The organism is Shinella sp. BE166, from assembly GCF_051201095.1.
GTDB classification, from domain to species: Bacteria; Pseudomonadota; Alphaproteobacteria; order Rhizobiales; family Rhizobiaceae; genus Shinella; species Shinella lacus.
The window spans coordinates 405,521-429,881 of sequence record NZ_JBPEHL010000003.1 but is presented as its reverse complement, the minus strand read 5'-3'; the positions used below and the strand labels follow the sequence as shown (position 1 = coordinate 429,881).

The window sequence follows — 24,361 nt, the reverse complement described above, 5'->3', positions numbered from 1 at the left end:
GGTTCCCTTCCGGAAACGGAAAGACAGCCCGCGGCGGCTGAGCGCATCGCGGGCTGTCTCTGCTGGTTGTCGAATGCCTTAGTAGGCGCTGATGCCCGTGCCTTTGTAGACGCGGTCGAACTCGGCCTTCACGACGTCGTTCTGGTAGGCGTCGACCAGCGGCTTGACCCAGGCTTCGTCCTTCGATTCCTCGCGAACCGCGATGAAGTTGCGGTACGGATTGTCGGCGACCGGCTCCTGCGCGATGCGGTTTTCCGGGGTGAGGCCGCTCTTCAGCGCCCAGTCGGTGTTGACGATCGCGGCATCCAGGTCATCGACCGAGCGGCCGACGATGCCGGCGTCGAGTTCCTTGATCTCCAGCTTCTTCGGGTTTTCCGAGATGTCGGCGATGGTGGCGAGAATGCCGGTGCCGTCCTTCAGCTTGATCAGGCCTTCGTTCTGCAGCACGCGCAGCGCCCGGCCTTCGTTCGACGGATCGTTCGGCACGCCGACGACGGCACCGTCCGGCAGTTCCGTAACCTTGGTGTGCTTCTTGGAATAGAGGCCGATCGGCCAGACCGCCGTGTAGCCGACGGGCACGATCTTGTAGCTGTGCTGCTGGATCTGGTTTTCCAGATAGGGCAGGTGCTGGAAGGCGTTGGCGTCGATCTCGCCGCGGGCAAGCGCCTCGTTCGGCTGGGTATAGTCGTTGAAGACGACCGTTTCGATGGTCAGGCCCTTCTTGGCCGCCCCGGCAACGACGACGCGCCAGACATCCTCGTCCTCACCGGAGATGATGCCGACCTTCAGCTCCTTCTTGTCCTCGGCAAAGGCGGGCGTGGAAACGGAGAGCGTGGAGACGGCGACGGCTGCCACCGCGAGCGCCGCAAGAGCGGAACGACGGGAGAGAAATGCGCTTTCGAGGAGTTTCTTGCTGATTTTGGACATGCTGGCCTGCTTTCGCGATGGGGAGGATCGACTGCGAAACAATGGTGTTTCTACCTGTAAAATCGCAAATGCCGCATTTGTGGACAACGAATGGCGGTTTATTGGGCAGGCCCAACGGGAACTTTCGCTCCCGGATATCGAAGCAAGGCGGAAAATATTTTCTACTGATTTAGTGGAGTACAGCGCAGGCGTGATCCGGACCTCCCGGGAGAGGCCTGGATCACGCCGTGGCCGGCTAGGCGGACGCGGGTGCGAACATGGCGCGCATGCGATCGCGATAATGGTCCTCGGAGGTCGACCAGCGCAGCGCGGCGAGCATCTTCGTATCGGCGCCGGCGAGGTAGCGCAGCCGGTCGCCCTCGTCAGTCGCGGCGGCATAGGCGGCTTCGGCCACTTCCGCCTCCGTGCAGTAGGCCGTCGGGTAGTTCGCCATCCGCGCGAAGGCGGCCTGGGCGAAGGCGCCGTAATCCTCCGGAATCAGGCCCTGCATGCGCGGGCCGCCATTGGCGGTGAAGCTGGTCGTCGGCCCGTAGCCCGGCTCGACCAGCCGCACCTTGATGCCGAACTGCTCCAGTTCGTAGGCGAGCGATTCGGTAAAGCCCTCGACGGCGAACTTGCTGGCCGCATAGGCCGCCACCAGCGGCATGACGCCGATCGTGACGCTGGAGGTGACGTTGACGATCACGCCGTGCCCCTGCCTGCGCATCTGCGGGATGATCTCGCGGCAGGCGTTGAACACGCCGAACGTATTGGTTTCGAAAAGCTCGCGGATCGCGCTGTCCGGCGTCGCTTCCACCGCGGACGCCATGCCGATGCCGGCATTGTTGATCCACACGTCGATCGACCCGAAGGCCGCGACGGCTGCGTCGATCGCGGCACGGATCGTCTCGGGGCGGGTGATGTCGAGCGGGACGATCTTCAGCCGCTCGGCCGGGCCTTCGATGAGGCCGGCTTTCTGGGTGCGCATCGTCGCGACGACGTTCCATCCCCGTGCGAGGAAGAGTTCCGCGGTTGCCCTGCCGTAGCCGGACGAGGTGCCGGTGATCAAAACCGTGTTTGCCATCTGTATCTCCTGTCTGAATGGCCCGATGATATCGGTTGGCGGGAGATGTTGAATAATTCAAAGTCCAGTTTGCATTACCGATCGTCCAGATGATAAGGTCAACCAAACCCGCGTTACGGATCGTGCAAAATGGATGCTTTCACCGATGTCGTGCAATTGCTGCGCCCGAAAACCGTGCTGATGGGCAGCATGGTGGCGCATGGCACATGGGGCGTGCAGGTGCCGCCACAGCCGGGGCCGATGCTCTATTTCATCACGGCCGGCCAATGCTGGTTCCGCGCGGGCGGCGGTGCCGCCCTCCAGGTCGGGGCGGGTGACTTCATCCTTTCGGCAAGGCCGGTGATGGATACGTTCTTCAGCGCGCCCGGGCAAAAGACCGTGCTTTCCGACGATGGTTTCAAGGCGCGGCACATGGTCGACGGCGAGATCCATATCGGCGACCCGCATCGCGGCGACGCGACGCGCATCCTCGGCGGCGTCATCCTGTGCGATCCGACCAATGCGGAGCTGCTGGCGGAGATGATGCCGCGGCTCGTGCATGTCTCGGCCGAAGACGGTATCGGCGCGCGGCTCGGCACGCTCGTCGCCCTCATCCGCGGTGAGGCGGCGCTGGCGGGACCGGGCAGCGCTCTCATCCTGTCCCGGCTGATCGAGGTGCTGCTGATCGAGACGCTGCGGCGCGAGGCGGCGACGCTGCCGCATCCCGGCATGCTGCGCGGCCTTGCCGATCCGCAACTCGCCCGGGCGCTCGCCGATATCCACGCCCATGTTTCCCGGGACTGGACGATCGCCGAACTGGCGCAGAAGGCGGGCATGTCGCGCTCGGCCTTCGCGCGGCGTTTTTCCGAGGCCATCGGGCTCCCGCCGGTCGAATACCTGCTGCGCTGGCGCATGGCGATCGCCAAGGATGCGCTGCGCCATCGCCAGGGAACGCTGGAGGAGATCGCCGAGCGGATCGGCTATCGCTCCGCCAGCGCCTTCAGCACGGCCTTCAGCCGCAAGGTCGGCTGCCCGCCGAGCGAGTTCGCGCGCAGCGCTGCCGCCTAGAAAGTCGGCGGGGTGTTGATCCAGATCAGCACCGTCTCGCCGTCATGGCGGTTGCGCCAGGCGTGGCGGCGGCAGCTTTCGAAATAGAGGCTGTCGCCGGGGCCGAGATCGTGGAATTCATGGCCGTCGAGCACCATCTCGACCCGGCCGGAGAGCACGTGCACGAATTCCTCGCCCTCGTGCTTGTAGGCGCCGTCGCTGGAGGCGCCGGGGGCGAGCACGAAGCGGTGGCAATCCATCATGTTGCGCCCGTCCGCCAGCACCTGCACGGTGACGCCCGGCGAGGTTTCCGGCCAGAACTTCCACTCCCCTGCCCTGACGACCGACCGGTTGGCCTCTTCCTCTTCGCCGGAGAGTTTTGAGACGGTCGTGTCGTAATAGGCTGCGAGATCGTGCAGCACGCGGAACGTCACGCCCTGCGACGTGCGCTCGAAGGTGGAGAGCACGGAGGTCGCAATGCCGATATCGCCCGCGACCTGCTCCAGCGTTTTGCCCGTGGCATGGCGCAGGCTGCGCAGCTTGCGGCCGACGCCCTGCGGTGCGTCGCCTTCGGAAACCGTAGTTTCGCCTGCGGGTTCCTCCGCTTCCAGCGCCTCGCGAATGGCGGCGGGGTTCAGGCCGCGCTCTGTCCTGTACCAGGCGATGCGTTTCAGTCGGGCGACGTCGTCGCCGCTATATTGCCGGTGGCCGGTCTCCGAGCGTTCCGGCACGACGAGGCCTTGCGTTTCCCAAAGCCTGAGCGTGGACGCGGAAACGCCAGCAAGCCGCGCGGCCTCCGCCACCTTGTAGTGCACCGGTTCTTCCGAACCCATCGCGCCAATCCCTGATTCTGGTTATATTTGCTTATAGCATTCCCGGCGGACTGCGCCCGACTTCGCACCCCTGAAAATCCGTCGCATTCCCATCTTAAAATGACCGTTGCATTCTTGCAGAAAAAATGTAGGAATTCCACTTGAGACTTGCAGAAAAAATGCAAGTTATTAATTGAAGCCTCCAGATCCAGGATAGCGCCATGACCGCAACGCCCCTCACAGACCGCAAGAACGCCGCCATTTCGCGCGGTGTCGGCATGACCACGCAGATCTACGCCGACCGTGCGGAGAATGCGGAGATCTGGGACAAGGAAGGCAATCGCTATATCGATTTCGCCGCCGGCATCGCCGTCGTCAACACCGGCCACCGCCATCCGCGCGTCATCGAGGCCGTCAAGAACCAGCTCGACCGCTTCACCCACACCTGCCACCAGGTCGTGCCTTATGAAAACTATGTCGAGCTTGCCGAGCGCCTGAACGCCATCACCCCCGGCAACTTCGCCAAGAAGACGATCTTCGTCACCACCGGTGCCGAAGCGGTTGAAAACGCTGTCAAGATCGCGCGCGCCGCCACCGGCCGCCAGGCCGTCATCGCCTTTTCCGGTGGTTTCCATGGCCGTACCTTCATGGGCATGGCGCTGACCGGCAAGGTCGTGCCCTACAAGGTCGGCTTCGGCGCCATGCCGGCCGACGTTTTCCACGCGCCCTTCCCGGTTGAAATGCACGGCACGACCGTCGAGCAGTCGCTCGGCGTGCTGAAAAAGCTGTTTGCCGCCGATGTCGATCCGAACCGCGTTGCGGCGATCATCATCGAGCCGGTGCAGGGCGAAGGCGGCTTCTATCCGGTCCCGGTCGCCTTCATGAAGGCGCTGCGCGAGATCTGCGACCAGCACGGCATCCTCTTGATCGCCGACGAAGTGCAGACCGGCTTTGCCCGTACCGGCAAGCTCTTCGCCATGGAACATTACGGCGTGGTGGCTGACATCACGACGATGGCCAAGGGCCTCGGTGGCGGCTTCCCGATCGCAGCCGTCACTGGCCGTGCGGAAATCATGGATGCACCCGGTCCGGGCGGCCTTGGCGGCACCTATGCCGGCAGCCCGATCGGCGTTGCGGCGGCCCATGCCGTGCTCGACGTCATCAATGACGAGGACCTCTGCAACCGCGCCGAAAACCTCGGCGCCCGCCTGAAGCAGCGCCTCGCCTCGCTGCAGGACAAGGTGCCGGAAATCGTCGATATCCGTGGTCCCGGCTTCATGAACGCCGTTGAGTTCAACGACGTTTCGACCAAGCTGCCGAGCGCCGACTTCGCCAACAAGGTGCGCCTGAAAGCCCTCGAAAAGGGCCTGATCCTGCTCACCTGCGGCGTGCACGGTAACGTCATCCGCTTCCTGGCGCCGATCACCATCCAGGACGAGGTTTTTGCCGAAGCGCTCGACATCCTCGAAGCCGCAATGGTCGAAGCCCGCGCTGCCTGAGCGGCGACGTCAAAGACTGAAAAAACATCCTCCCAAGGAACACCCGGAGCACAGGCTCCGGGTGAATGACCTTCCACGTCCGAAAGGAACGAAATCATGGCCTTCTACGATGCGCTCACGAAGCACCTGAAGTCGACCGACTTCCTGCGCGATGCAGGATATGTCAACGGCAACTGGATCGGCGGCAACGGCGCCGAGACCTTCGACGTCTTCAACCCCGCGACCGGCGAAAAGCTTGCGACGCTGCCCGAAATGGGCGCGACGGAGACCGCCGCGGCCATCGACGCCGCATACAAGGCGCAGCAGGTCTGGGCCGCCCGCCCGGCCAAGGACCGCAGCGTCCTGCTGCGCAAATGGTTCGACCTGATCGTCGCCAATGCGGACGAACTGGCCGCGATCCTGACCGCCGAAATGGGCAAGCCTCTGCCGGAAGCCAAGGGCGAGATCCTCTACGCCGCCTCCTATGTCGAGTGGTATGCGGAAGAGGCCAAGCGCATCAACGGCGAGACGATCCCGGCACCCTCCGTCGACAAGCGCATGCTCGTCATCAAGCAGCCGGTCGGCGTCGTCGGCACGATCACGCCGTGGAATTTCCCGGCCGCGATGATCGCCCGTAAGGTGGCACCCGCGCTTGCCGTCGGCTGCACGGTCGTCTCCAAGCCCGCCGAGCAGACGCCGCTTTCTGCGATCGCGCTGGCCGTGCTCGCCGAAAAGGCCGGCCTTCCGGCCGGTGTCTTCAACGTCATCCTCGGCACGGATGGCCCGGCGATCGGCAAGGAGCTTTGCTACAACCCCAAGGTCCGGAAAATCTCGTTCACGGGCTCGACGGAAGTCGGCCGCATCCTGATGCGCCAGTGCTCCGACCAGATCAAGAAGGTCAGCCTGGAACTCGGCGGCAACGCGCCCTTCATCGTCTTCGACGATGCGAACCTGGACGCTGCCGTCGAAGGCGCCATGGCCTCGAAGTACCGCAATGCCGGCCAGACCTGCGTCTGCGCCAACCGCATCTACGTGCAGTCGAACGTCTATGACGCCTTTGCAGACAAGCTGGCGAAGAAGGTCGCCGAGCTTTCCGTCGGCAACGGCTTCGACAAGGGCATCACGATCGGCCCGCTGATCGAGGAAGCGGCCATCGAGAAGGTCGAGGCACACATTGCCGACGCCGTCTCGAAGGGCGCGACGGTGGTTGCCGGCGGCAAGCGCGTTGCGGGCAAGGGCACCTTCTTCGAGCCGACGGTCCTGAAGGGTGTTACGCGTGGCATGACAGTCGCGCGGGAAGAAACGTTTGGCCCAGTCGCCCCCCTCTTCCGCTTCGATACGGTCGAGGATGTCATCGCCCAGGCGAACGACACCGAATTCGGCCTCGCCGCCTATTTCTTCGCCGGCGATCTGAAGAAGGTTTGGCAGGTGACCGAAGCGCTGGAATACGGCATGGTCGGCGTCAACACCGGTATCATCTCCTCCGAAGCCGCCCCCTTCGGCGGCATCAAGCAGTCCGGCCTCGGCCGCGAAGGCTCCGCTCACGGCGCCGACGACTACCTGGAGATGAAATACGTCTGCATGGGCGACGTCGCCTGACGTTTATGAAACGCCCCGCTTCGGCGGGGCGGTTTTCATGCTGTTTCAATGCCCGTCTTCGGAAAGTCTTCGCCTTTGTAAAGCAGCGGCACGTTTAGCTGTCGCGCGCTGGCGTAGGCGAAACAGTCACCGAAATTGAGACCAGCGGGATGGCGGCCTTTGCCGAAGCGTTGGTGGGCGACGACGGCTAACTCTCCCGCGCCCTGATCGATCGGTTCGACGGCGATGGAAAGCAGCTTCAAGAAATCAGTGACAAGTTTAAGCGCATCCGTTGGTGCTACTCCCCGTTCGCGTCCAAGCGCGAGCGACGTCTCCCAAATTTCCATGGGTGACGTATAGCGAACCTCCGCTTGCTGGAGCCGTGCCAGTAGCGCGTCGGCGCCGTCCCTCGGACGCCAGGATTGCAACGAACGCCGATGCGTCGACGAACATCAATTGTCCTCGTAGAGGCTGTCGATGAAGGCCTTGTCGGCGGGCGGCCCCTTCTTGGGATATTTTGCGTCGAGTTCCCGCACGAAGGCCTTGGCCTTCTCCACCAGCGTCGGCTCGTTCTCCGCCCGCTCCAGCTCATGCGCCAGCGCTTGCCGCACCGCCTCGGTCTTGCTGACCTTGCGCAGCGTGGAGAGCTTTTCCGCAAGCCTATCGACCTCCTGGTCCTTCACGTAGAGCGGCATGGTATATCCTTCCTCTTGTGGAGGTATATATAACATCCGGCACCCGCAAATGAAAGCTTAGGCCAGCTTTGCCTTGTCCGGATGCGCCGCCTGGAAGGCCGGGAGGGCGCGGCAGTTGTCAGTGATGCGGCGCACGCTCGCAAGCGCGCTGATGTCGGCGCCCCAGCGTTCGGCGTTGTAGACCTGCGGCACCAGGCAGAAGTCGGCCATGGTCGGCGTGTCGCCGTGGCAGAAGGCGCCGGTTGCCGGATTGTCCAGCAGGGTTTCGACGGCGGCGAGGCCCTCGCCGATGAATTTCTTCATCCAGTCGGCGCGCACCGCCTCCCCGTCCTCGATCAGCGTCATGAGATGGCCGACGACGCCGGTGTTGCAGACGGCGTGGATTTCCATGGCAATGGCATAGGAGATCGCTCGCACCCTTTGCCGGCCGAGCGGATCTGCGGGCAGGAAACGCGCCTCGGCGCGCGTCTCCGAAAGATATTCGATGATTGACAGCGATTGCGTCAGCATGTGCCCGTCGATCGCAAGCGCCGGCACGAGACCCTGCGGATTGCGGGCGCGGTGCTCCAGCGAGCGCTGCTTCCCGTCGAGCAGATCGACGGATTCGCGCCGATAGGCGAGACCGAGGCTTTCGAGCGCGATGCGCACGCGGTAGCTGGCGGATGAGCGCCAGTAGTCGAAAAGCACGATCTCGCCGCTCATCGGTTCAGTCCTTCTCGTAGGCTTTCACGGTCTGCTCGATCGCACCGAAGATCGAATGGCCGCTCTTGTCTTTCATCTCGATGCGCACGGTGTCGCCGAATTTCATGAAGGGCGTTTTGGGTGCGCCGGTGGCGATCGTCTCGATGGTGCGGATCTCGGCGATGCAGGAATAACCGGCGCCACCCTCCGCGACAGGCTTGCCGGGGCCGCCGTCGAGCTTGTTGGAGACGGTGCCGGAGCCGATGATCGAGCCTGCGACGAGCGGTCGGGTCTTCGCCGCATGGGCGACGAGCTGGCCGAAATCGAAGGTCATGTCGACGCCGGCATCGGCCTTGCCGAAGGCCTTGCCGTTGAGCGAAACGAGGAGCGGCAGGTGCAGTTTGCCGCCGTCCCAGGCCTCGCCCAGTTCATCCGGCGTCACGGCGACGGGGGAGAAGGCTGAAGAAGGTTTCGACTGGAAGAAACCGAACCCCTTGGAAAGTTCGGCCGGGATCAACCCGCGCAGCGACACGTCGTTGACGAGCATGACGAGGCGGATCGCCGCGCGCGCTTCCTCGACGCTCGCGCCCATCGGCACGTCGTCGACGATGACGGCGATCTCGCCTTCCATGTCGATGCCGAAAGTCTCGTCGGCCGCCAGGATCGGGTCGCGAGGCCCTAAAAAGCTGTCGGAGCCGCCCTGGTACATCAGCGGATCGGTCCAGAAGCTTTCCGGCATGTCGGCATTGCGGGCCTTGCGTACCAGTTCGACGTGGTTGACATAGGCCGAACCGTCCGCCCACTGGTAGGCGCGCGGCAGCGGCGAGGCGGCGTCGTGCTCGTGGAAGCGGGTGGTCGGCTGCGCGCCGGTTTCCAGCCCCTCGGCGACCCGTTCGAGCCGTGGCGCGACATGCGCCCAGTCGTCCAGCGCCGCCTGCAACGTGCGGGCGATATGCCCGACTTCCGAGCAGAGCGTCAGGTCACGCGAGACGACGACCAGGCGGCCGTCGCGGGTGGAATCCTTCAGTGTCGCAAGCTTCATGCGTCTCTCTCCCGATCTTGTTTCCGGCCGCAAGGATGTGTCATCTTCCGGCCGCCTGTCTCCACCCTCGTGCGCCGCTTTGCGCGGCGCATCGTTTTTCAAGGAAATCCCGCGTGAACCGCACGGTCCTGAATTCCCTGCTGCTCGGCGCCGGCTTCGTCGGCGCGACGGCACTTCTCCTTTACACGATGGGTCAGCCGCTCATCTGCAAGTGCGGATATGTCAAACTGTGGCATGGCGTCGTGGTTTCCTCGGAAAACTCGCAACATCTGTCCGATTGGTACACGCCGAGCCACATCATCCACGGCATTCTGTTCTTCGGCCTCTTCACGCTGATCCTGCCCAAGGCGGGCATCAACCTGCGCCTGACGCTCTCCCTCGTTCTCGAATGCGCCTGGGAAATCCTCGAAAACACCGACATGATCATCAACCGCTATCGCGAGTCGACGATCTCGCTCGATTATTTCGGCGACAGCGTTATCAATTCGAGCGCAGATATTCTGGCGATGGTCGTCGGCTTTTTCTTGGCCTCGCGCCTGCCCGTCTGGGCAAGCATCGCGCTCATCGTCGTTTTCGAGGGCGTAACCACCTACCTGATCCGCGACGGCCTGGCACTGAACATCCTGATGCTCGTCTGGCCGCTCGAAGCGGTGAAGGCCTGGCAGGGGGGCTGAGCGGGCAATCACTTGATGCCCGGCTTGCCGTCGAATTTGCGCTCCAGGCCATCCCAGCATTCAAGATAGTTGTCCTGCAAGGTTTCCAGTTCGGCGGCGAATTTGGTGAGTTGCTGCGGGTAGCGCGTCTCGAACATGAAGGCCATGGTGTGGTCGAGCTTGACGGGTTTCAACTCGCTGTTAGACGCCTTGTCGAAACCCGTCGCATCCGGGCCGTGCGGCAGCATCATGTTGTGCAGGCTCATGCCGCCGGGCACGAAGCCTTCTTCCTTCGCGTCATACTGGCCATGGATCAAGCCCATGAATTCGCTCATGATATTGCGATGATACCAGGGCGGGCGGAAGGTGTGTTCGGCCACCAGCCAGCGCGGCGGGAAGATGACGAAGTCGATATTCGCCGTGCCGGCCTCTTCCGTCGGCGCCGTCAGCACGGTGAAGATCGACGGGTCGGGATGGTCGAACAGGATGGCGCCGACCGGCGAATAGGTGCGCAGGTCATATTTGAACGGCGCATAATTACCGTGCCAGGCGACGATATCGAGCGGCGAGTGGCCGATCTCGGTGACGTAGAACTTGCCGCACCATTTGACGTGGACTCGGCACGGCGTCTCCTTCTCCTCATAGGCGGCGACCGGTGTCTTGAAATCGCGCGGATTGGCAAGGCAGTTGGCGCCGATCGGCCCGCGGTCCGGCAGGGTGAATTTCGCGCCGTAGTTCTCGCAGACATAACCGCGCCAGACGTCACCCTCGCCAAGGCGGGAGACCTTGAACATCATGCCGCGCGGGATGAGGCAGATTTCCAACGGCTCGACATCCATGATGCCCATTTCGGTGAAGACGCGGATCGCGCCCAGCTGCGGAACGACAAGCAATTCGCCGTCGGCATCGAAGAAATAGTCGTCCACCATGTCGGCGTTGAACGTATAGGCATGCGCCGCCATGCCGACCTGGGTCAGCACGTCGCCGGCCGTCGTCATCGTGCGCATGCCGTCGAGGAAGGTGAGCGTCTCCTTCGGCGCCGGCAGCGGGTTCCAGCGCAATTGGCCGAGTGGCAGGGAGTGGTCGTCGAGGCAGGGCGCGCTCTTCCAATGCGGGTAGCTGGCGTTGGAGAAGCGGCGCGTGTGGCGCACGCTCGGGCGGATGCGGTAAAGCCAGGAGCGCTCGTTGGTGCCGCGCGGCGCGGTGAAGGGCGAGCCGGAAAGCTGCTCGGCATAGAGGCCGTAATTGCATTTCTGCGGGCTGTTCTGTCCTTGCGGCAGGGCACCGGGCAGGGATTCCGTCTCGAAATCATTGCCGAAGCCGGTCATGTATTTCAGGCTGTTGGCGATCTCCGCGGCATGGTCCGGCATGGCTTGGCCTCCTCTTGCTAAGCGCCCTTGTCGTCAGGTGGTTACAGATGTAACTGTCCATTTTGTAACCATCAAGGCGCCACCCATGGACTTCCGGCTCGAAACATTCCTGCCCTACCGCCTCAACCAGGCGGCGGAACTGGTTAGCCAGCGTTTTGCCGCGCAGTACCGCGCGCGCTACCGCATGACCCGGCCGGAATGGCGGGCGCTGGCCGCGCTCGGCTCCTACGGCCGCATGACCGCGACGGAAATCGGCGCCAATTCCAGCATGCACAAGACGAAAGTATCGCGCGCCGTGCGGGCGCTGGAGGAAAAGCGCTGGCTGAAGCGCAGCGAGGATGCCGCCGACCGCCGCATCGAACATCTCGACCTGACACCGGCGGGCCGGCGCATCTATGGTGAAATGATCGCGCTGGCGCATGAATACGAGCAGGAACTGGCCCGGCTTCTTGGCGCAGACGGCCTGGAGCAACTTGAGGCAGGCCTCGCCACGATCGAAGCGGCGCTGGCGGTGCAACCGGCGCGGCGCGGACCAAGCGACTGACGATCCATCACGCAGATGAATCGATCCGTCCGGATCGATTCAAAGCTTTCGTTGGACGGTGATTCGGGGCTTCGGCAGAATCCCGGGCATGCCGAACACCACTCCCTCCCCTGCCTATCGCTTCCGCCGCATCGACGCGACGCGCAACATGGCGCGCTTCTACATGCTCTCACTGGAGCCGACGCTGTTCGGTGAGATCGCCGTGCTGCGCCACTGGGGCCGTATCGGCACGCGCGGCCGGCAGGTGTCGAGCCTGCATGCGACAATGGCCGAGGCCGAGACGGTGCTCGCCCGGCAAATCGCTCGACGGCGGCGGCGCGGTTACACCGAGGCGTAGGAGTGCGGAAAAGGTTAATTTTCCGGAGTTTTCCCCAATCGAATCGGGCCATGCCGATAGGCGTGCGATGGTCAATACGCTAAAGTCTCATTCATGGACGTACCAGCGCCGGTCGAGCGCGGTGCGTTAACCATTATTGCCTTGCCCTCGATTCAGAATCGGTTCTAAATGCGGTTTAAACCCCAAGGTGGGCTTGAAATCGCATTTTGAGATTCTCGACATGAATATGGCCGCAATGTTCGGACAGGCAATTTCCGAGGTCGATCAGCTGATCATCGGGCAGGCGCATGAACTGTCAGACAAGCTGAAGCAGCATCGGCTGGAGATGTTTCCGCCTGTTGCCCAGAAGAGCCTGCGCCAGTTCCAGCTGAGCGAGGCGGCGCATTTTCTCGGGGTCACCAGTGGCTACCTGCGCAATCTTTCGCTGGAATCCAAGGGGCCATTGCCGCAGGTGACGCCCTCCGGCCGCCGTTCCTACTCGGCCGAGCAATTGCAGGAAATGCGGGAATATCTGGAGCAAAACGGCCGCGGCGGCCAGCGTTACGTGCCGCGCCGGCGGGGCACCGACCATCTCCAGGTCATCGCCGTGGTGAACTTCAAGGGCGGCTCCGGCAAGACGACGACGACGGCCCATCTTGCCCAGCACCTGGCGCTCACCGGCCACCGGGTGCTCGCGGTCGATCTCGACCCGCAGGCGAGCCTTTCAGCGGTGCATGGTTTTCAGCCGGAATTCGACGTCAACGAGAACGAGACGCTCTACGGCGCCATCCGCTACGACGACCAGCGTCGGCCGCTGAAAGAAATCATCCGCAAGACCAATTTCCCCGGTCTCGACATCGTGCCCGGCAATCTCGAACTCATGGAGTTCGAGCACGACACGCCGCGCGTTCTGGCGCAGGGCGACCGGAGCGATTACGGCCGGATCTTCTTCGCGCGGCTTGACGAGGCGCTCTCCTCCGTCGCCGACGATTACGACGTGGTGGTGATCGACTGCCCGCCGCAGCTCGGCTTTCTGACGATGAGCGCGATCTGCGGCGCGACCGCGGTGCTCATCACCGTGCATCCGCAGATGCTCGACGTTATGTCGATGTGCCAGTTCCTGCAGATGCTGGGCGAGGTGCTGAACACGCTGAAAAGTGCCGGCGGCAACATGAACCTCGACTGGCTGCGGTATCTGGTTACCCGCTATGATCCGGCGGATGGCCCGCAGACGCAGATGGTCGCCTTCATGCGCTCGCTGTTCAAGCAGCATGTTCTCACCAGTCCCATGGTGCGCAGCGTCGCCATTGCGGATGCCGCGCTCACCAACCAGACGCTCTATGAGGTCGACCGGAGCCAGTTCACGCGTGCCACCTATGACCGAGCGCTGGAATCCATGGAGGCGGTGAACGCGGAAATCGTCGAACTGATCCACAAGGCATGGGGGCGTTGATCATGGCGCGCAAGAACGTTCTTTCCAATCTGATGTCGCCGAGCGCGGAGAAGTTGACGCCGGTAAACCCCGTGCCCGACGAACAGCGCCACCATGTGACCTACAAGGGCATCGGCGCGCTCGGCGCCGTGACGCGCAGCATCGATGCGCTCGCCGCCAAGGCGGATGCTGCCAAGGAGATCGAGGCGAAGCTGACGGCCGGCGAAATCGTCATCGAGCTTGAGCCTGATGAAATCGAGGAATCCTTCATTTCCGACCGCCTCGCCCATTCGGACGAGCAGTTCCAGGAGCTGGTTGAGGCCATGCGCGTGCGCGGGCAGGATTCGCCGATCCTCGTGCGCCCGCATCCAGCAAAATCCGGCGTCTACCAGATCGCTTTCGGCCACCGCCGCGCACGCGCCGCGCGCCTGCTCGGCCGTCCTGTTCGCGCCGTCGTCAAGGCGCTCACCGACCGGGACCACGTCATCGCACAGGGCCAGGAGAACAGCGCGCGCGCCGATCTCTCCTTCCTTGAGCGGGCGACCTTTGCCGGAGAGCTGGAAACGCGCGGCTTCGACCGCGAGACGATCATGGCGGCGCTGAGTGCCGACAAGACGACCGTCTCGAAGATGCTGTCGGTGGTGAACCGCATTCCCAAGAGCGTGCGCAGCGCGATCGGCCCGGCGCTGAGCATCGGCCGCGACCGCTGGCATGAGCTTGCGACCCGTTTCGACGAGCCGTCCAACGAGGACAAGGCCGTGGAGTTTCTCGCCCGCGAACGGGTGAAGAGCCGTACGCCGGAAGATCGCTTCAACCTTGTCAGCGGCCATCTTTCGAAGAAGGAGGCCGCGGGAACCGCCAAGCCGGCGCCGGCGGAATGGTCGCGCAAGGACGGTGCGGTCAGCGCCAGCATCAAGACAAACGGCCGCCAGTACACGATTGCCCTGAAGGCCGCCGAAGCGCCCGCCTTCGGCGCCTACATTACCCAGAACCTGGACCGTCTCTACGAGGCGTTTCGGACTGAAAACAAACAGAAATCGGGAGATTGATCCGCAAAAGAAAAAGGCCCCCTCAACGTTGCCGTCGCGGAAGCCCTTCTCATCGTTTAGCAGCCTGAGAATCGCACTTCCCCGAATCACAGTCAAGCCTTTTCGGCGCCGGTTTCGGTGATGGGGTCTCTTTTGCCTGTTGAAAGGTGAAGAGAGATGGAGACGGACGGCATAACGACGCCCTTCGGGCGGCGGGCTATGACGCTTGGCATGTTGGCAAGCCAGGCGATAGCCAAGACGGTCTCGCCGGAGGCGAGCATCGACAAGTGGAAGCTTTATCGCTGGCTTTGCGAGGCCCGGGTGAAACTGGGCATCAGCGACCGGGCACTCTCGGTGCTCAACGCGCTGATGAGTTTTCACCCGAAGACCGAGCTCAGCGGCAGCGACGGCCTGGTGGTGTTCCCCTCCAACACGCAGCTTTCGCTGCGCACGCACGGCATGGCCGAAACCACGCTGCGCCGTCATCTTGCAGCACTGGTGGAAAGTGGCCTGCTCACACGCCGCGACAGCCCAAACGGCAAGCGTTATGTGCGTCGCGACCAGCAGGGCACGATCGGCGAGGCCTTCGGCTTCTCGCTGGCCCCCTTGCTCGCCCGGGCAGGGGAGATCGAACAGCTCGCTGCCGCAGTCACGGCCGAGCGCGTTTTGCTGCAGCGTCTGCGTGAGCGGGTCACGCTCGTCCGACGTGATATCGCCAAGCTGATCGAGACGGCACTGGAAGACGGACTTGCCGGCGACTGGATGCGCTACGAAGCCGAATACCGCCGCGAGGTCCAGGCTTTGCCGCGTTTGCGGACGCCCGAAAACCTGACGCCGACGCTTGCCGCACTCGAAGCCTTGCGCCTCGAAATTCTCAAGTGCCTGGAACAGCAGATTATTTTACAAGAACCGGATGGCAATGCCAGCCATACTGAGCGGCACAAACAGAATTCAAAACCCGACTCTACTTCTGATAATGAACCAAGCTTCGAAACGAAGCAGGGCGGCAAAGCTGAGGCCAGACCGGACCGTTCGACCCCGCGGCAGATGGAGCAGGACGAAAAACCGGATGCCCGGTATTCGCAATGGCCTGTCGACGTGCCGACGGCGGTCAAGGGGGTCTACCCCCAGCCGGCGAATGCTTCGGATCCGCAAAAACCCTATCCGCTGGGGCTTGTGCTGCGGGCTTGCCCGGAAATGGTGGCCTTCGGTCCCGGCGGTGCGATTTCGAGTTGGCGTGACCTGATGACGGCAGCGGTGGTGGTGCGCTCGATGCTGGCGATCAGCCCTTCCGCCTATGAACAGGCCTGCGCGGTGCTCGGGCCGGAAAATGCCGCGACCGTGATCGGCTGCATCCTGGAGCGATCCGGCCATATCAATTCCGCCGGTGGCTATCTGCGCGACCTCACCCGCAGGGCGGAGCGCGGCGAATTTTCGCTCGGGCCGATGCTGATGGCGCTGATGCGGACGAACGGTATTCCGGCCAAGCAGGCAGGATGAGGGTCGCAGGTTGGCACAGCGAAATTCACCGCGGAAACCGCACGTTAACCATGGGGCTCCTAATCATGGGGGGAAGATAAGGAAGCCCGAATCAATGCCCCCTCACGCCTCGGTCCAGCCGCGCCGCCGTTCCATTTCCGTCGAGACCGGACCGGTCGTTCCGTTTCCCGCCGAACGCCGCACCGCCCATGTGCGCCGCTGTGCCGGAGAACTTGGCGGCTTGCATGGCGAGGATGCCCGGCTTTACTGGCTGAAGGTCTGCCGGGAACTGGCGGAGGAATTGCGCAAGCTCGGATCGAACGAGAACCAGGCGCGCGCCGCCGTTTTTGCGTTCCAGGACGAGGTCCAGCAGGAGCTCATGCGCCAGCACGAACCGGACGATATCTGATTTCAGATAAGGCCGGATGCGCTGCCGGCAAGACCGAGTGAAAAGACCACGAGGAAGGCGGCCGCGACCCGGTAGACCACGCGCGGCGACAGAAGCGGCGCCCGCCCGACAAGGCTGCCCAGCATGAGAAAACTCGTGCCCGCACCCGCAACCAGCAGACTGAAAAGTCCAAGCGCCGGCGCGATTTCCATCAGCGGGCCATGCGGCATGATGACGAGGCCGATGATCGGTGCCTTTGGGTTGAGAACGGTCGTCAAAAAAACCTGGCCGATCGTGACGGGCGATGAGGCGTCCCGGTTCTCATGGGTGGATGACAGGCGCCAAAGCCGGAATGCCAGAAACAGCACCCAGCAGGCGGCGGCGAGACGAAGGGCAATTGCAAGCGCCGGGCGTCCGTCCAAAAGCGCGGCCGCGATCGTCGCAAGTGGCACCACCACGGCGAGATAACCGGCGAGTTCCCCGAAAAGCAGCGGAAGGCTGGCGAGGAAGCCGCGCGCCGCCGCCCCGACCGTCAGCAAGGTGTTGGTCGGGCCGGGTGTCAGCAGCAGCGCGAGGATGGCGAAGACGAAAAAGCTGTCCGGCATGATGACCCAGGGAATAGTGATGTGATCTCCCCTACCCTATGGCTTCCCCTCCCCGCAACCTTGATCTCCATCAACTGGAAGACACCCTTCCCCTTGCACGAGACTCCCGATAAGGATCGATCACGACAATCCGGATGGGGGACATGATGGCGGAAACGATTGCAGAGGATATCCGGCGGTTGGAAGAACAGGAACGGCTTCTGCGCTTCAGCCGGTTCAGCCCCGACGACGCATGGGCGCTGGGCAATCGCGTGCGCGAAACAGCTCTGGCTTTGGGTGCCGGCGTGGCGATCGATATTTCGCTGCGCGATCGCCCGCTCTTCCATTGCGCCCTGCCCGGCACGTCGACGGACAATGTTGAGTGGATCCGCCGCAAGCGCAACACCGTGTTGCGGCTCTGGCATTCGTCCTATCTCATCGGGCGGCGGTTGGCGCTGTCTGGCCGCGAGCAGCAGGAGGCACACAATCTCAGCCTCACCGATTATGCCGCGCATGGCGGCGGCTTTCCGCTTTTCGTCGCCGATCTCGGCTGCGTCGGCGCGGTCACGGTTTCCGGCGTGCCGCAACGCGTCGACCATGCCATCGTCACCGATGCGATTGCCGCGTTCCTGAATGTCGACCTCGGCGAAAGCCGGCTGACCGACTAGCCCCCTCCCCTCTAGGAAAGAGGCGGGCGGCTGATTAGGATAGGCGGCGGCCAGCCGGCCGTAAGGAAGCGGAGAGGAGCCGTCGTTCCGTGAAGCTGCGTCATGCCCTGGCCTTCGCGGTCCTGCCGGTCGTCGTCGTGCTCGCCATCCTGCAAGGGGGCACGCTGCTGACGCGCAGCTATATGGATGAAGCGTCGTCACAGGCCGGGTCTGCTTTGCGTCTTGCAGTCGCCGCGCTTGGCGGTCATCTCAGCCGCTACGAGCCCCTGCCCGCACTGATCGCCGATCACGACGACATCGAGGCACTGCTGCAAGCACCAGATGATCCGGCGCTGCGTCGCGTAGCAAACGAATACCTAAAGGAAATCAATAGCCTGCTGGAGTCCTCCGACATCTATGTGATGACGCCGGACGGCAATACGATCGCCGCCAGCAATTACGAAATGCCCGGCACCTTTGTCGGACAGAATTTCGATTACCGCCCCTATTTCCAGGACGCCATCGCGGGCCGGCAGGCGCGGTTCTATGCGCTGGGCACGACCTCGTTGAAACGTGGTTACTATTTTTCCTCTCCCGTGGATGTCGACGGCAAGATTCTCGGCGTCATCGTCTTCAAGGTGGATATCGATTCCATCGAGAGTTCCTGGCGCGGCGGTGAATACAAGCTTTTCGTCGCGGATCCGGAAGGTATCATCTTCATGACCGGCAGCCTGGAATGGCTCTATTCCGGAATTCTGCCGCTCGACGCCGCGCGCCTTGCCCGCACCCAGGCCTCGCGGCGTTATGCCGAGGCTGAGCTTCGGCCCCTGCCCGTCGCCGAGAGTGTTTACTACGGTCAACACCTGATGCGGATCGCCGGCGAAGGCACGACGCGGGAATATCTTCGTCTGTCGCATTACATGCCGGAAGCGGACTGGACGGTGAACGTGCTGCTCGACACGGCATCGGTTCGAACGCAGGCGCGCACCGCGCTCATCGCCATCCTGCTGTTCATCTGCCTTGCCACCCTCGGTCTTGCCGTATTGTGGCAACGCCGCGCGCGCATCGAAGAGCGGTTGCGCCTGCAGGAGGAAACGCGCAACGAGCTCGAACGGCGGGTCGACGAACGCACGGCGGATCTCGCCCGCGTCAACGAGCAGATCGAACTCGAAATCGCCGAGCGCCGTCTCACGGAACAGGAGCTGCGCAAGACCCAGGCGGATCTCATCCAGGCCGGAAAACTCGCAGGCCTCGGCCAGATGTCGGCGGCGCTTTCGCACGAATTCAACCAGCCGCTCGCCGCGGCAAAAACCTATGCGGATAGCGCTGCGCTGCTGATTGACCGCGGCCGTGTGCCGGAAGCACAGGACAATGTGCGCCGCATCTCCAGCCTGATCGACCGCATGGCGTCGATAAGCCGTCACTTACGCAATTTCGCCCGCAAGCCGAATGAGAAACTTGGCCCCGTCCCCCTCCCCGACGTGATCGCCGACACGTTAGAAATCGTCGCGCCAAGACTGAAGGCAGCGGATGCGAAGCTCGTCGTGCAACTCAGCGAAGAGACGCTGGTCGTGAAAGCCGGCCCGGTTCGCCTGCAACAGGTGCTGGTCAATATCATCAGCAACGCCGCCGATGCGGTGGAAGGGTTGGGCGACCGACGCATCGTGCTGTCCGCACATCGTGAAGAGGATAGGGTGATCGTCGAAGTGCGGGATCACGGCCCGGGTGTGCCGGCGGCGATCGCCGAGCGCATCTTCGATCCTTTCTTCACCACAAAAGGCGTGGGCAAGGGACTTGGCCTGGGCCTATCAATTTCCTATAATATTATCAAGGACTTCGGTGGAAACCTCTCCGTTGAGAGCCATCCGGAAGGCGGCGCAGTTTTCCGCATCGTGCTCGATATAGCGGCCTCCGTGCGGGCGGCGGCGGAATGACGGGGCCGCGCATTCTGTTGATCGACGACGAGGAGGAGATGCGGCGGTCCTCCGCGCAGGCGCTGGAATTATTCGGGCTGGAAGTCGATACCTTTGCCAGTGCCGAACCGGTGCTCGAACTCATCGGCTTTGCCTTCGACGGTGTCGTGGTCAGCGATATCCGCATGCCGGGCATGGACGGCATGACGCTGCTTCAGCGCATTCGCGACGTGGATCCGGAAGTGCCGGTCATCCTGGTGACGGGTCATGCAGATGTGCAGCTTGCCGTCAGCGCGATGCGGGCAGGCGTCTACGACTTTCTCGAAAAGCCGTTCACGGCACAGCACCTCGCCGGTATCATCCGCCGCGCAATGGACCGGCGGAGCCTGGTGCTGGAAAACCGTCGCCTGCGTGCTGTTGCCGGCAAGCGGGACGACATCGAGGCGCGCCTGCCGGGCCGGACTCAGGTCATGGTGGATCTGCGCTATCGACTGCGGGCAATCGGCGCGACGGATGCCGACACGCTGATCATCGGCGAAACCGGGGCCGGCAAGGAGGTGGTGGCGCGGGCGTTGCACGACATCAGCGCGCGGGCAAACCGCCCGTTCATCGCCATCAACTGCGCGGCGCTGCCGGAAAATCTCATCGAGAGCGAGCTGTTCGGCCATGAGGCGGGCGCGTTTCCAGGGGCGCTCCGGCCCCGTTACGGCAAGTTCGAACATGGCCGCGGCGGCACGATCCTGCTCGATGAAATCGGCTCGATGCCCTTTGATCTGCAAGCAAAATTTCTGCGCGTGCTGCAAGAGCGCGTCATCACCCGGCTCGGTTCCAATGAGCCCGTGCCGCTCGATGTGCGCTTCGTCGCGACCAGCAAGGTCGACCTGGAGGCGGAGGTCGCCGCCGGCCGTTTTCGCGCGGACCTCTTCTATCGGCTGAACGTCGCCACGCTGCATGTACCGTCCTTGGCACAGCGACGGGCGGATATTCCCCTGCTCTTCCTTCAGCTCGTCCGAGAGGCCGCGGCGCGCTACGTCCGCAACGACATCGAAGTTCCGCCCGAGCTTATGACGGAAATTGCCGGCCGAAGCTGGCCCGGCAACGTGCGGGAGCTGCGCAATTCCGCTGACCGTCTGGTGCTCGGGCTCGACACCTCGCCGGAGGATGGCTCGTCGGAGACAGGTCCGCAACGCTTGGCCGACAAGGTGGCGGCCTATGAACGGGGGCTGATTGCCACTGCTTTGGCGGCTCATGGGGGCAGTCTCAAGCCGGTTTACGAGCAGCTCGGCGTGTCGCGCAAGACGTTATATGAGAAGATGCAGAAATACGGGCTCGATAAAAACATCAGCGCGACGGCTTTTCAGGACGATCTCTGAGATGCTTATGGGTGGAAATCCACCCATCGCTCCCGCGCTTTGTCCCCCATCCCACCCATCGGACGCGGTTTACCGCCGTAAACTGGCCCGTAAATCCCCCTCGCCGCTTGCCGACTCGGCCGGCTAAGCCCCTTCTAGGCCATCCAGAACCGGCGCGGGAGGAGCCACGTCGGCTGGTCATTTCATCGGGAGGATTTGATGAAGACCTTGAAAACCCTGTTCGGCATCTCGGCCGCATTCGCCGTGTCGCTGCTCGCCACCTCTGCGCTTGGCCAGACCTATCCGGAACGCACCATCACCATGGTCGTGCCTTTCGCTGCCGGCGGCCCGACCGATACGGTGACCCGCCTCGTCGCCGAAGCCATGTCGAAGGATCTCGGCCAGCAGATCGTCGTCGAGAATGTCGGCGGCGCCGGCGGCACGCTGGGGGCCGGTCGTGTGGCAAGCGCCGACGCGGATGGCTACACGCTTCTGCTCCACCATATCGGCATGGCAACCAGCGCGACGCTCTACCGCAAGCTCGCCTATGACACGCTGAACGCCTTCGAATATGTCGGCCTCGTCACGGACGTGCCGATGGCGATCGTCGCTCGCAAGGATCTGGAGCCGACCGACCTCAAGGGCCTGATCGAATATATGAAGGCCAACAAGGACACGGTGACGGTCGCCAACGCCGGCATCGGTGCGGCGTCCCATCTCTGCGGCATGATGCTGATGAGCGCCATGCAGACGCAGTTCGTCACGGTTCCCTACAAGGGCACCGGCCCGGCGATGACCGACCTGCTCGGCGGCCAGGTCGACGTGATGTGCGACCAGACCACCAACACGACGAAGCAGATCCAGGGCGGCACAATCAAGGCCTATGCCGTGACCTCGCCGGCGCGCCTCTCCAACCTGCCGGATCTTCCGACGGCGGAAGAGGCTGGTCTTGCCGGCTTCCAGGTTGGTATCTGGCACGGCATCTACGCGCCGAAGGGCACGCCGGCCGAGGTGACCGAGCGTCTCTCCAAGTCGCTGCAGGGCGCGCTGAAGGACCCGAACGTCATAGCCCGTTTCGCCGAACTGGGCACGGTTCCCTCCGTCGAAGCCGACGCGACGCCGGCCGCCCTCAAGGCGAAACTCGAAGGCGAGATCGCCCGCTGGAAGCCCGTGATCGAGGCTGCCGGCCAGTACGCCGACTGAGGTTCGCGCGGATCGGATCGTGACGGCGGTCAACGCCGTCACGATCCCTGACCGCCTGCGCGGCCCATTTCGGCCGCAGGATGAGGGGGATCCCATGAAACAATTCGAGTTCGACAGCACCAATGCGATATGCGGCCTGACCTTCATCGCACTTGGCGGCTTCTTTGTTTATCAATGCCTTAACCTTGAACTTGGCACGGCGTTCCGCATGGGGCCTGGCTATTTTCCGCTGGTTCTGGCTTCGATCCTGACTGTGCTCGGCGTCGTCGTGCTGGTGCAGGCGACGCGGGTAAAAGGCGAGCCGATGGGGCCGTTGGCGCTTCGCGGCATGCTCTTCATCCTGCCCGCGCCCGTCTTCTTCGGGCTCACGGTGCGCGGCCTCGGCTTCGTGCCGTCGCTGTTCTTCACTGCGCTTATTGCGGCTTTTGCCTCCAGCCGCATGACGCCGCTGATGGCGCTGCTGCTCGCCATCGCCATCACGGTCTTTTCCGTGGCGGTGTTCAGCTATGCCCTCGGCCTGCCGTTCGAGCGGTTCGGCCCCTGGACCCGGCTGTAGGAGGCGACGATGGATCTTATCAGCAATCTCGCCCTCGGTTTCTCGACGGCTGCCTCGCCGGAGAACCTGTTCTTCTGCCTTATCGGCGTGCTGCTCGGCACGCTGATCGGCGTGCTGCCCGGCATCGGCGCCACGGCGACCATCGCCATGCTGCTGCCCATCACCTTCCAGCTGGAGCCGGTCTCCTCGCTGATCATGCTTGCCGGCATCTATTACGGCGCGCAATATGGCGGCTCCACCACGGCGATCCTCATCAACATGCCGGGCGAATCCTCGTCCGCCGTGACGGCGATCGACGGCTACCAGATGGCCCGCAAGGGCAGGGCAGGGGCGGCGCTTTCCATCGCCGCGCTCGGCTCGTTCTTCGCCGGCACGGTCTCGACCTTCCTCGTCGCGGTCTTCGCCATTCCGTTGACTGCCGTCGCGCTGGAATTCGGCGCGGCCGAATATTTCTCGCTGATGGTCGTGGGTCTCGTCTCCTCGATCGCGCTGGCGCACGGCTCCATCGTCAAGGCGCTGGCCATGGTGGCGCTCGGGCTGCTGCTCGGCCTGGTGGGCACGGATATCTATACGGGCACGCCGCGCTTCACCCTGGGCATCCGGGAATATGCGGACGGGCTGAACTTCGTGGCCGTGGCGGTCGGCGTGTTCGGCATCGCCGAAATCCTGCGCAACCTCGAAGGCGAGAAGACGCGCACGGTGCTGATGGCGAAGGTCAGCGGTCTCTGGCCGACGAAGGACGACTTCAAACGCATGGTGGGTCCGGTGCTGCGCGGCACGGCGATCGGTTCCGCGCTCGGCATCCTGCCGGGGGGAGGGGCGATCCTTGCGGCGTTTGCGTCCTACACGGTCGAAAAGCGCGTTTCCGATCATCCGGAAGAGTTCGGCCACGGCGCCATTGCCGGCGTTGCGGGACCGGAATCGGCCAACAATGCCGGCGCGCAGACGTCGTTCATCCCGCTGTTGACGCTCGGCATTCCGGCCAATCCGGTCATGGCGCTGATGGTGGGCGCGATGATCATCCAGGGCATCGTTCCCGGCCCGAATGTCGCGACGGAGCAGCCGACGCTGTTCTGGGGCATCATCGCCTCCATGTGGATCGGCAACCTGATGCTCGTCGTGCTGAACCTGCCGCTGATCGGCCTGTGGGTAAAGCTGCTGACGGTGCCCTATTATGTGCTCTTCCCGATCATCATGGCCTTCTGCTCGATCGGCGTCTACAGCGTGAACTCCAACGTCTTCGACCTCTATGCGGTCGCGATGTTCGGCCTTGGCGGCTACCTGCTGGTCAAGCTGCGCTGCGAGCCGGCGCCGTTGCTGCTCGGCTTCGTGCTCGGCCCGCTGCTGGAAGAGAACCTTCGCCGCGCCATGATCCTGTCACGCGGTGACCCGACGACCTTTTTCACGCGCCCGATCAGCGCGGTCCTGCTGGCCATTGCGCTCGCGGTTCTCCTCGTCGTCTTCCTGCCTTCGGTCAAGAAGAAGCGTGAACAGGTTTTCCAAGAAGAAGACTAACCTAAGAAAAAACCTGCGGGGGAGGGAGGGGTGGCGCAAGCCGCCCCTCCTGCATTTTGGCGATATTGCAACGCCGCGA

The 24,361-nt window shown here is 63.4% G+C and carries 25 protein-coding genes; 16 read left to right on the top strand and 9 right to left on the bottom strand.

Features of this window, described 5'->3' with window-relative positions:
- Window positions 1-78: 78 nt before the first annotated feature.
- Complete coding sequence (locus tag J2Y63_RS09380) at window positions 79-927, bottom strand: MetQ/NlpA family lipoprotein (protein ID WP_435265850.1); 849 nt, start codon at window positions 925-927, stop codon at window positions 79-81.
- Between the two features lie 235 nt (window positions 928-1,162).
- Window positions 1,163-1,990: an SDR family oxidoreductase gene (locus J2Y63_RS09375; protein WP_435265849.1), complete on the bottom strand. Its 828-nt coding sequence runs from the start codon at window positions 1,988-1,990 to the stop codon at window positions 1,163-1,165.
- Window positions 1,991-2,119: 129 nt separating this feature from the next.
- Between J2Y63_RS09375 and J2Y63_RS09370 the strand changes: the two genes are divergently transcribed.
- Window positions 2,120-3,037 (top strand): AraC family transcriptional regulator, encoded by a 918-nt coding sequence (locus tag J2Y63_RS09370; RefSeq protein ID WP_435265848.1) that lies wholly within the window; start codon window positions 2,120-2,122, stop codon window positions 3,035-3,037.
- Here J2Y63_RS09370 and J2Y63_RS09365 read toward each other — a convergent pair.
- Window positions 3,034-3,849: a MerR family transcriptional regulator gene (locus J2Y63_RS09365; protein ID WP_435265847.1), complete on the bottom strand. Its 816-nt coding sequence runs from the start codon at window positions 3,847-3,849 to the stop codon at window positions 3,034-3,036. The two genes, J2Y63_RS09370 and J2Y63_RS09365, sit on opposite strands and share 4 nt — an antisense overlap.
- A gap of 200 nt (window positions 3,850-4,049) precedes the next feature.
- Between J2Y63_RS09365 and J2Y63_RS09360 the strand changes: the two genes are divergently transcribed.
- On the top strand, window positions 4,050-5,327 hold the full coding sequence (locus J2Y63_RS09360; RefSeq protein ID WP_435265846.1) for a 4-aminobutyrate--2-oxoglutarate transaminase: 1,278 nt from the start codon (window positions 4,050-4,052) through the stop codon (window positions 5,325-5,327).
- Between the two features lie 96 nt (window positions 5,328-5,423).
- Window positions 5,424-6,905, top strand: coding sequence for an NAD-dependent succinate-semialdehyde dehydrogenase (locus tag J2Y63_RS09355; RefSeq protein WP_435265845.1), 1,482 nt, complete (start codon window positions 5,424-5,426; stop codon window positions 6,903-6,905).
- Between the two features lie 35 nt (window positions 6,906-6,940).
- Here J2Y63_RS09355 and J2Y63_RS09350 read toward each other — a convergent pair whose 3' ends face one another.
- From J2Y63_RS09350 to J2Y63_RS09335, 4 genes are read right to left on the bottom strand one after another with little or no spacing between them, the layout of a single operon-like run.
- The gene (locus J2Y63_RS09350) at window positions 6,941-7,312 is read right to left on the bottom strand and encodes a type II toxin-antitoxin system VapC family toxin (protein WP_435265844.1); all 372 of its coding nucleotides are present in this window, start codon (window positions 7,310-7,312) and stop codon (window positions 6,941-6,943) included.
- A 24-nt stretch (window positions 7,313-7,336) separates the two neighbouring features.
- Window positions 7,337-7,579: a type II toxin-antitoxin system VapB family antitoxin gene (locus tag J2Y63_RS09345; protein WP_435265843.1), complete on the bottom strand. Its 243-nt coding sequence runs from the start codon at window positions 7,577-7,579 to the stop codon at window positions 7,337-7,339.
- Between the two features lie 57 nt (window positions 7,580-7,636).
- A complete protein-coding gene (gene maiA / locus J2Y63_RS09340) occupies window positions 7,637-8,281 on the bottom strand; it encodes a maleylacetoacetate isomerase (RefSeq protein ID WP_435265842.1) in 645 nt (214 codons plus the stop codon).
- A 4-nt stretch (window positions 8,282-8,285) separates the two neighbouring features.
- A complete protein-coding gene (locus J2Y63_RS09335; protein WP_435265841.1) occupies window positions 8,286-9,302 on the bottom strand; it encodes a fumarylacetoacetate hydrolase family protein in 1,017 nt (338 codons plus the stop codon).
- A 113-nt stretch (window positions 9,303-9,415) separates the two neighbouring features.
- On the opposite strand from J2Y63_RS09335, the gene J2Y63_RS09330 reads away from it, so the two are divergent.
- Window positions 9,416-9,976 (top strand): DUF2585 domain-containing protein, encoded by a 561-nt coding sequence (locus J2Y63_RS09330; protein ID WP_435265840.1) that lies wholly within the window; start codon window positions 9,416-9,418, stop codon window positions 9,974-9,976.
- A gap of 8 nt (window positions 9,977-9,984) precedes the next feature.
- Here the strand turns inward: J2Y63_RS09330 and hmgA are convergent, their stop codons facing one another.
- Window positions 9,985-11,325, bottom strand: coding sequence for a homogentisate 1,2-dioxygenase (gene hmgA / locus J2Y63_RS09325; protein ID WP_435265839.1), 1,341 nt, complete (start codon window positions 11,323-11,325; stop codon window positions 9,985-9,987).
- 85 nt (window positions 11,326-11,410) lie between these two features.
- Between hmgA and J2Y63_RS09320 the strand changes: the two genes are divergently transcribed.
- The 6 genes from J2Y63_RS09320 to J2Y63_RS09295 all read left to right on the top strand — a co-directional run bounded on the left by J2Y63_RS09320 (window position 11,411) and on the right by J2Y63_RS09295 (window position 16,533).
- Window positions 11,411-11,869, top strand: a complete 459-nt coding sequence (locus tag J2Y63_RS09320; RefSeq protein ID WP_256116309.1) for a MarR family winged helix-turn-helix transcriptional regulator — start codon at window positions 11,411-11,413, stop codon at window positions 11,867-11,869.
- 88 nt (window positions 11,870-11,957) lie between these two features.
- Entirely contained in the window at window positions 11,958-12,206 is a 249-nt protein-coding gene (locus tag J2Y63_RS09315) for a WGR domain-containing protein (RefSeq protein ID WP_256116310.1), read from the top strand.
- Window positions 12,207-12,432: 226 nt separating this feature from the next.
- Window positions 12,433-13,638, top strand: a complete 1,206-nt coding sequence (repA, locus tag J2Y63_RS09310) for a plasmid partitioning protein RepA (protein ID WP_435266073.1) — start codon at window positions 12,433-12,435, stop codon at window positions 13,636-13,638.
- A 2-nt stretch (window positions 13,639-13,640) separates the two neighbouring features.
- On the top strand, window positions 13,641-14,666 hold the full coding sequence (gene repB, locus J2Y63_RS09305; RefSeq protein ID WP_435265838.1) for a plasmid partitioning protein RepB: 1,026 nt from the start codon (window positions 13,641-13,643) through the stop codon (window positions 14,664-14,666).
- 156 nt (window positions 14,667-14,822) lie between these two features.
- Window positions 14,823-16,145, top strand: coding sequence for a plasmid replication protein RepC (gene repC / locus J2Y63_RS09300; protein WP_435265837.1), 1,323 nt, complete (start codon window positions 14,823-14,825; stop codon window positions 16,143-16,145).
- Window positions 16,146-16,239: 94 nt separating this feature from the next.
- The gene (locus J2Y63_RS09295) at window positions 16,240-16,533 is read left to right on the top strand and encodes a DUF6074 family protein (protein ID WP_435265836.1); all 294 of its coding nucleotides are present in this window, start codon (window positions 16,240-16,242) and stop codon (window positions 16,531-16,533) included.
- Between the two features lie 2 nt (window positions 16,534-16,535).
- Here J2Y63_RS09295 and J2Y63_RS09290 read toward each other — a convergent pair whose 3' ends face one another.
- A complete protein-coding gene (locus J2Y63_RS09290; RefSeq protein ID WP_435265835.1) occupies window positions 16,536-17,117 on the bottom strand; it encodes a LysE family translocator in 582 nt (193 codons plus the stop codon).
- A gap of 143 nt (window positions 17,118-17,260) precedes the next feature.
- Here J2Y63_RS09290 and J2Y63_RS09285 point away from each other — a divergent pair, with 143 nt between their 5' ends.
- From J2Y63_RS09285 to J2Y63_RS09260, 6 genes are all read left to right on the top strand, one after another.
- Entirely contained in the window at window positions 17,261-17,764 is a 504-nt protein-coding gene (locus tag J2Y63_RS09285) for a heme-degrading domain-containing protein (RefSeq protein WP_435265834.1), read from the top strand.
- 89 nt (window positions 17,765-17,853) lie between these two features.
- Window positions 17,854-19,677, top strand: coding sequence for a sensor histidine kinase (locus tag J2Y63_RS09280; protein ID WP_435265833.1), 1,824 nt, complete (start codon window positions 17,854-17,856; stop codon window positions 19,675-19,677).
- Window positions 19,674-21,029, top strand: coding sequence for a sigma-54-dependent transcriptional regulator (locus tag J2Y63_RS09275; protein ID WP_435265832.1), 1,356 nt, complete (start codon window positions 19,674-19,676; stop codon window positions 21,027-21,029). Before J2Y63_RS09280 ends, J2Y63_RS09275 begins: the two co-directional genes overlap by 4 nt.
- A gap of 198 nt (window positions 21,030-21,227) precedes the next feature.
- Window positions 21,228-22,211, top strand: coding sequence for a tripartite tricarboxylate transporter substrate-binding protein (locus J2Y63_RS09270; RefSeq protein ID WP_435265831.1), 984 nt, complete (start codon window positions 21,228-21,230; stop codon window positions 22,209-22,211).
- A 94-nt stretch (window positions 22,212-22,305) separates the two neighbouring features.
- The gene (locus J2Y63_RS09265; RefSeq protein WP_256116319.1) at window positions 22,306-22,767 is read left to right on the top strand and encodes a tripartite tricarboxylate transporter TctB family protein; all 462 of its coding nucleotides are present in this window, start codon (window positions 22,306-22,308) and stop codon (window positions 22,765-22,767) included.
- A gap of 9 nt (window positions 22,768-22,776) precedes the next feature.
- On the top strand, window positions 22,777-24,282 hold the full coding sequence (locus J2Y63_RS09260; RefSeq protein ID WP_435265830.1) for a tripartite tricarboxylate transporter permease: 1,506 nt from the start codon (window positions 22,777-22,779) through the stop codon (window positions 24,280-24,282).
- Window positions 24,283-24,361 lie beyond the last annotated feature (79 nt).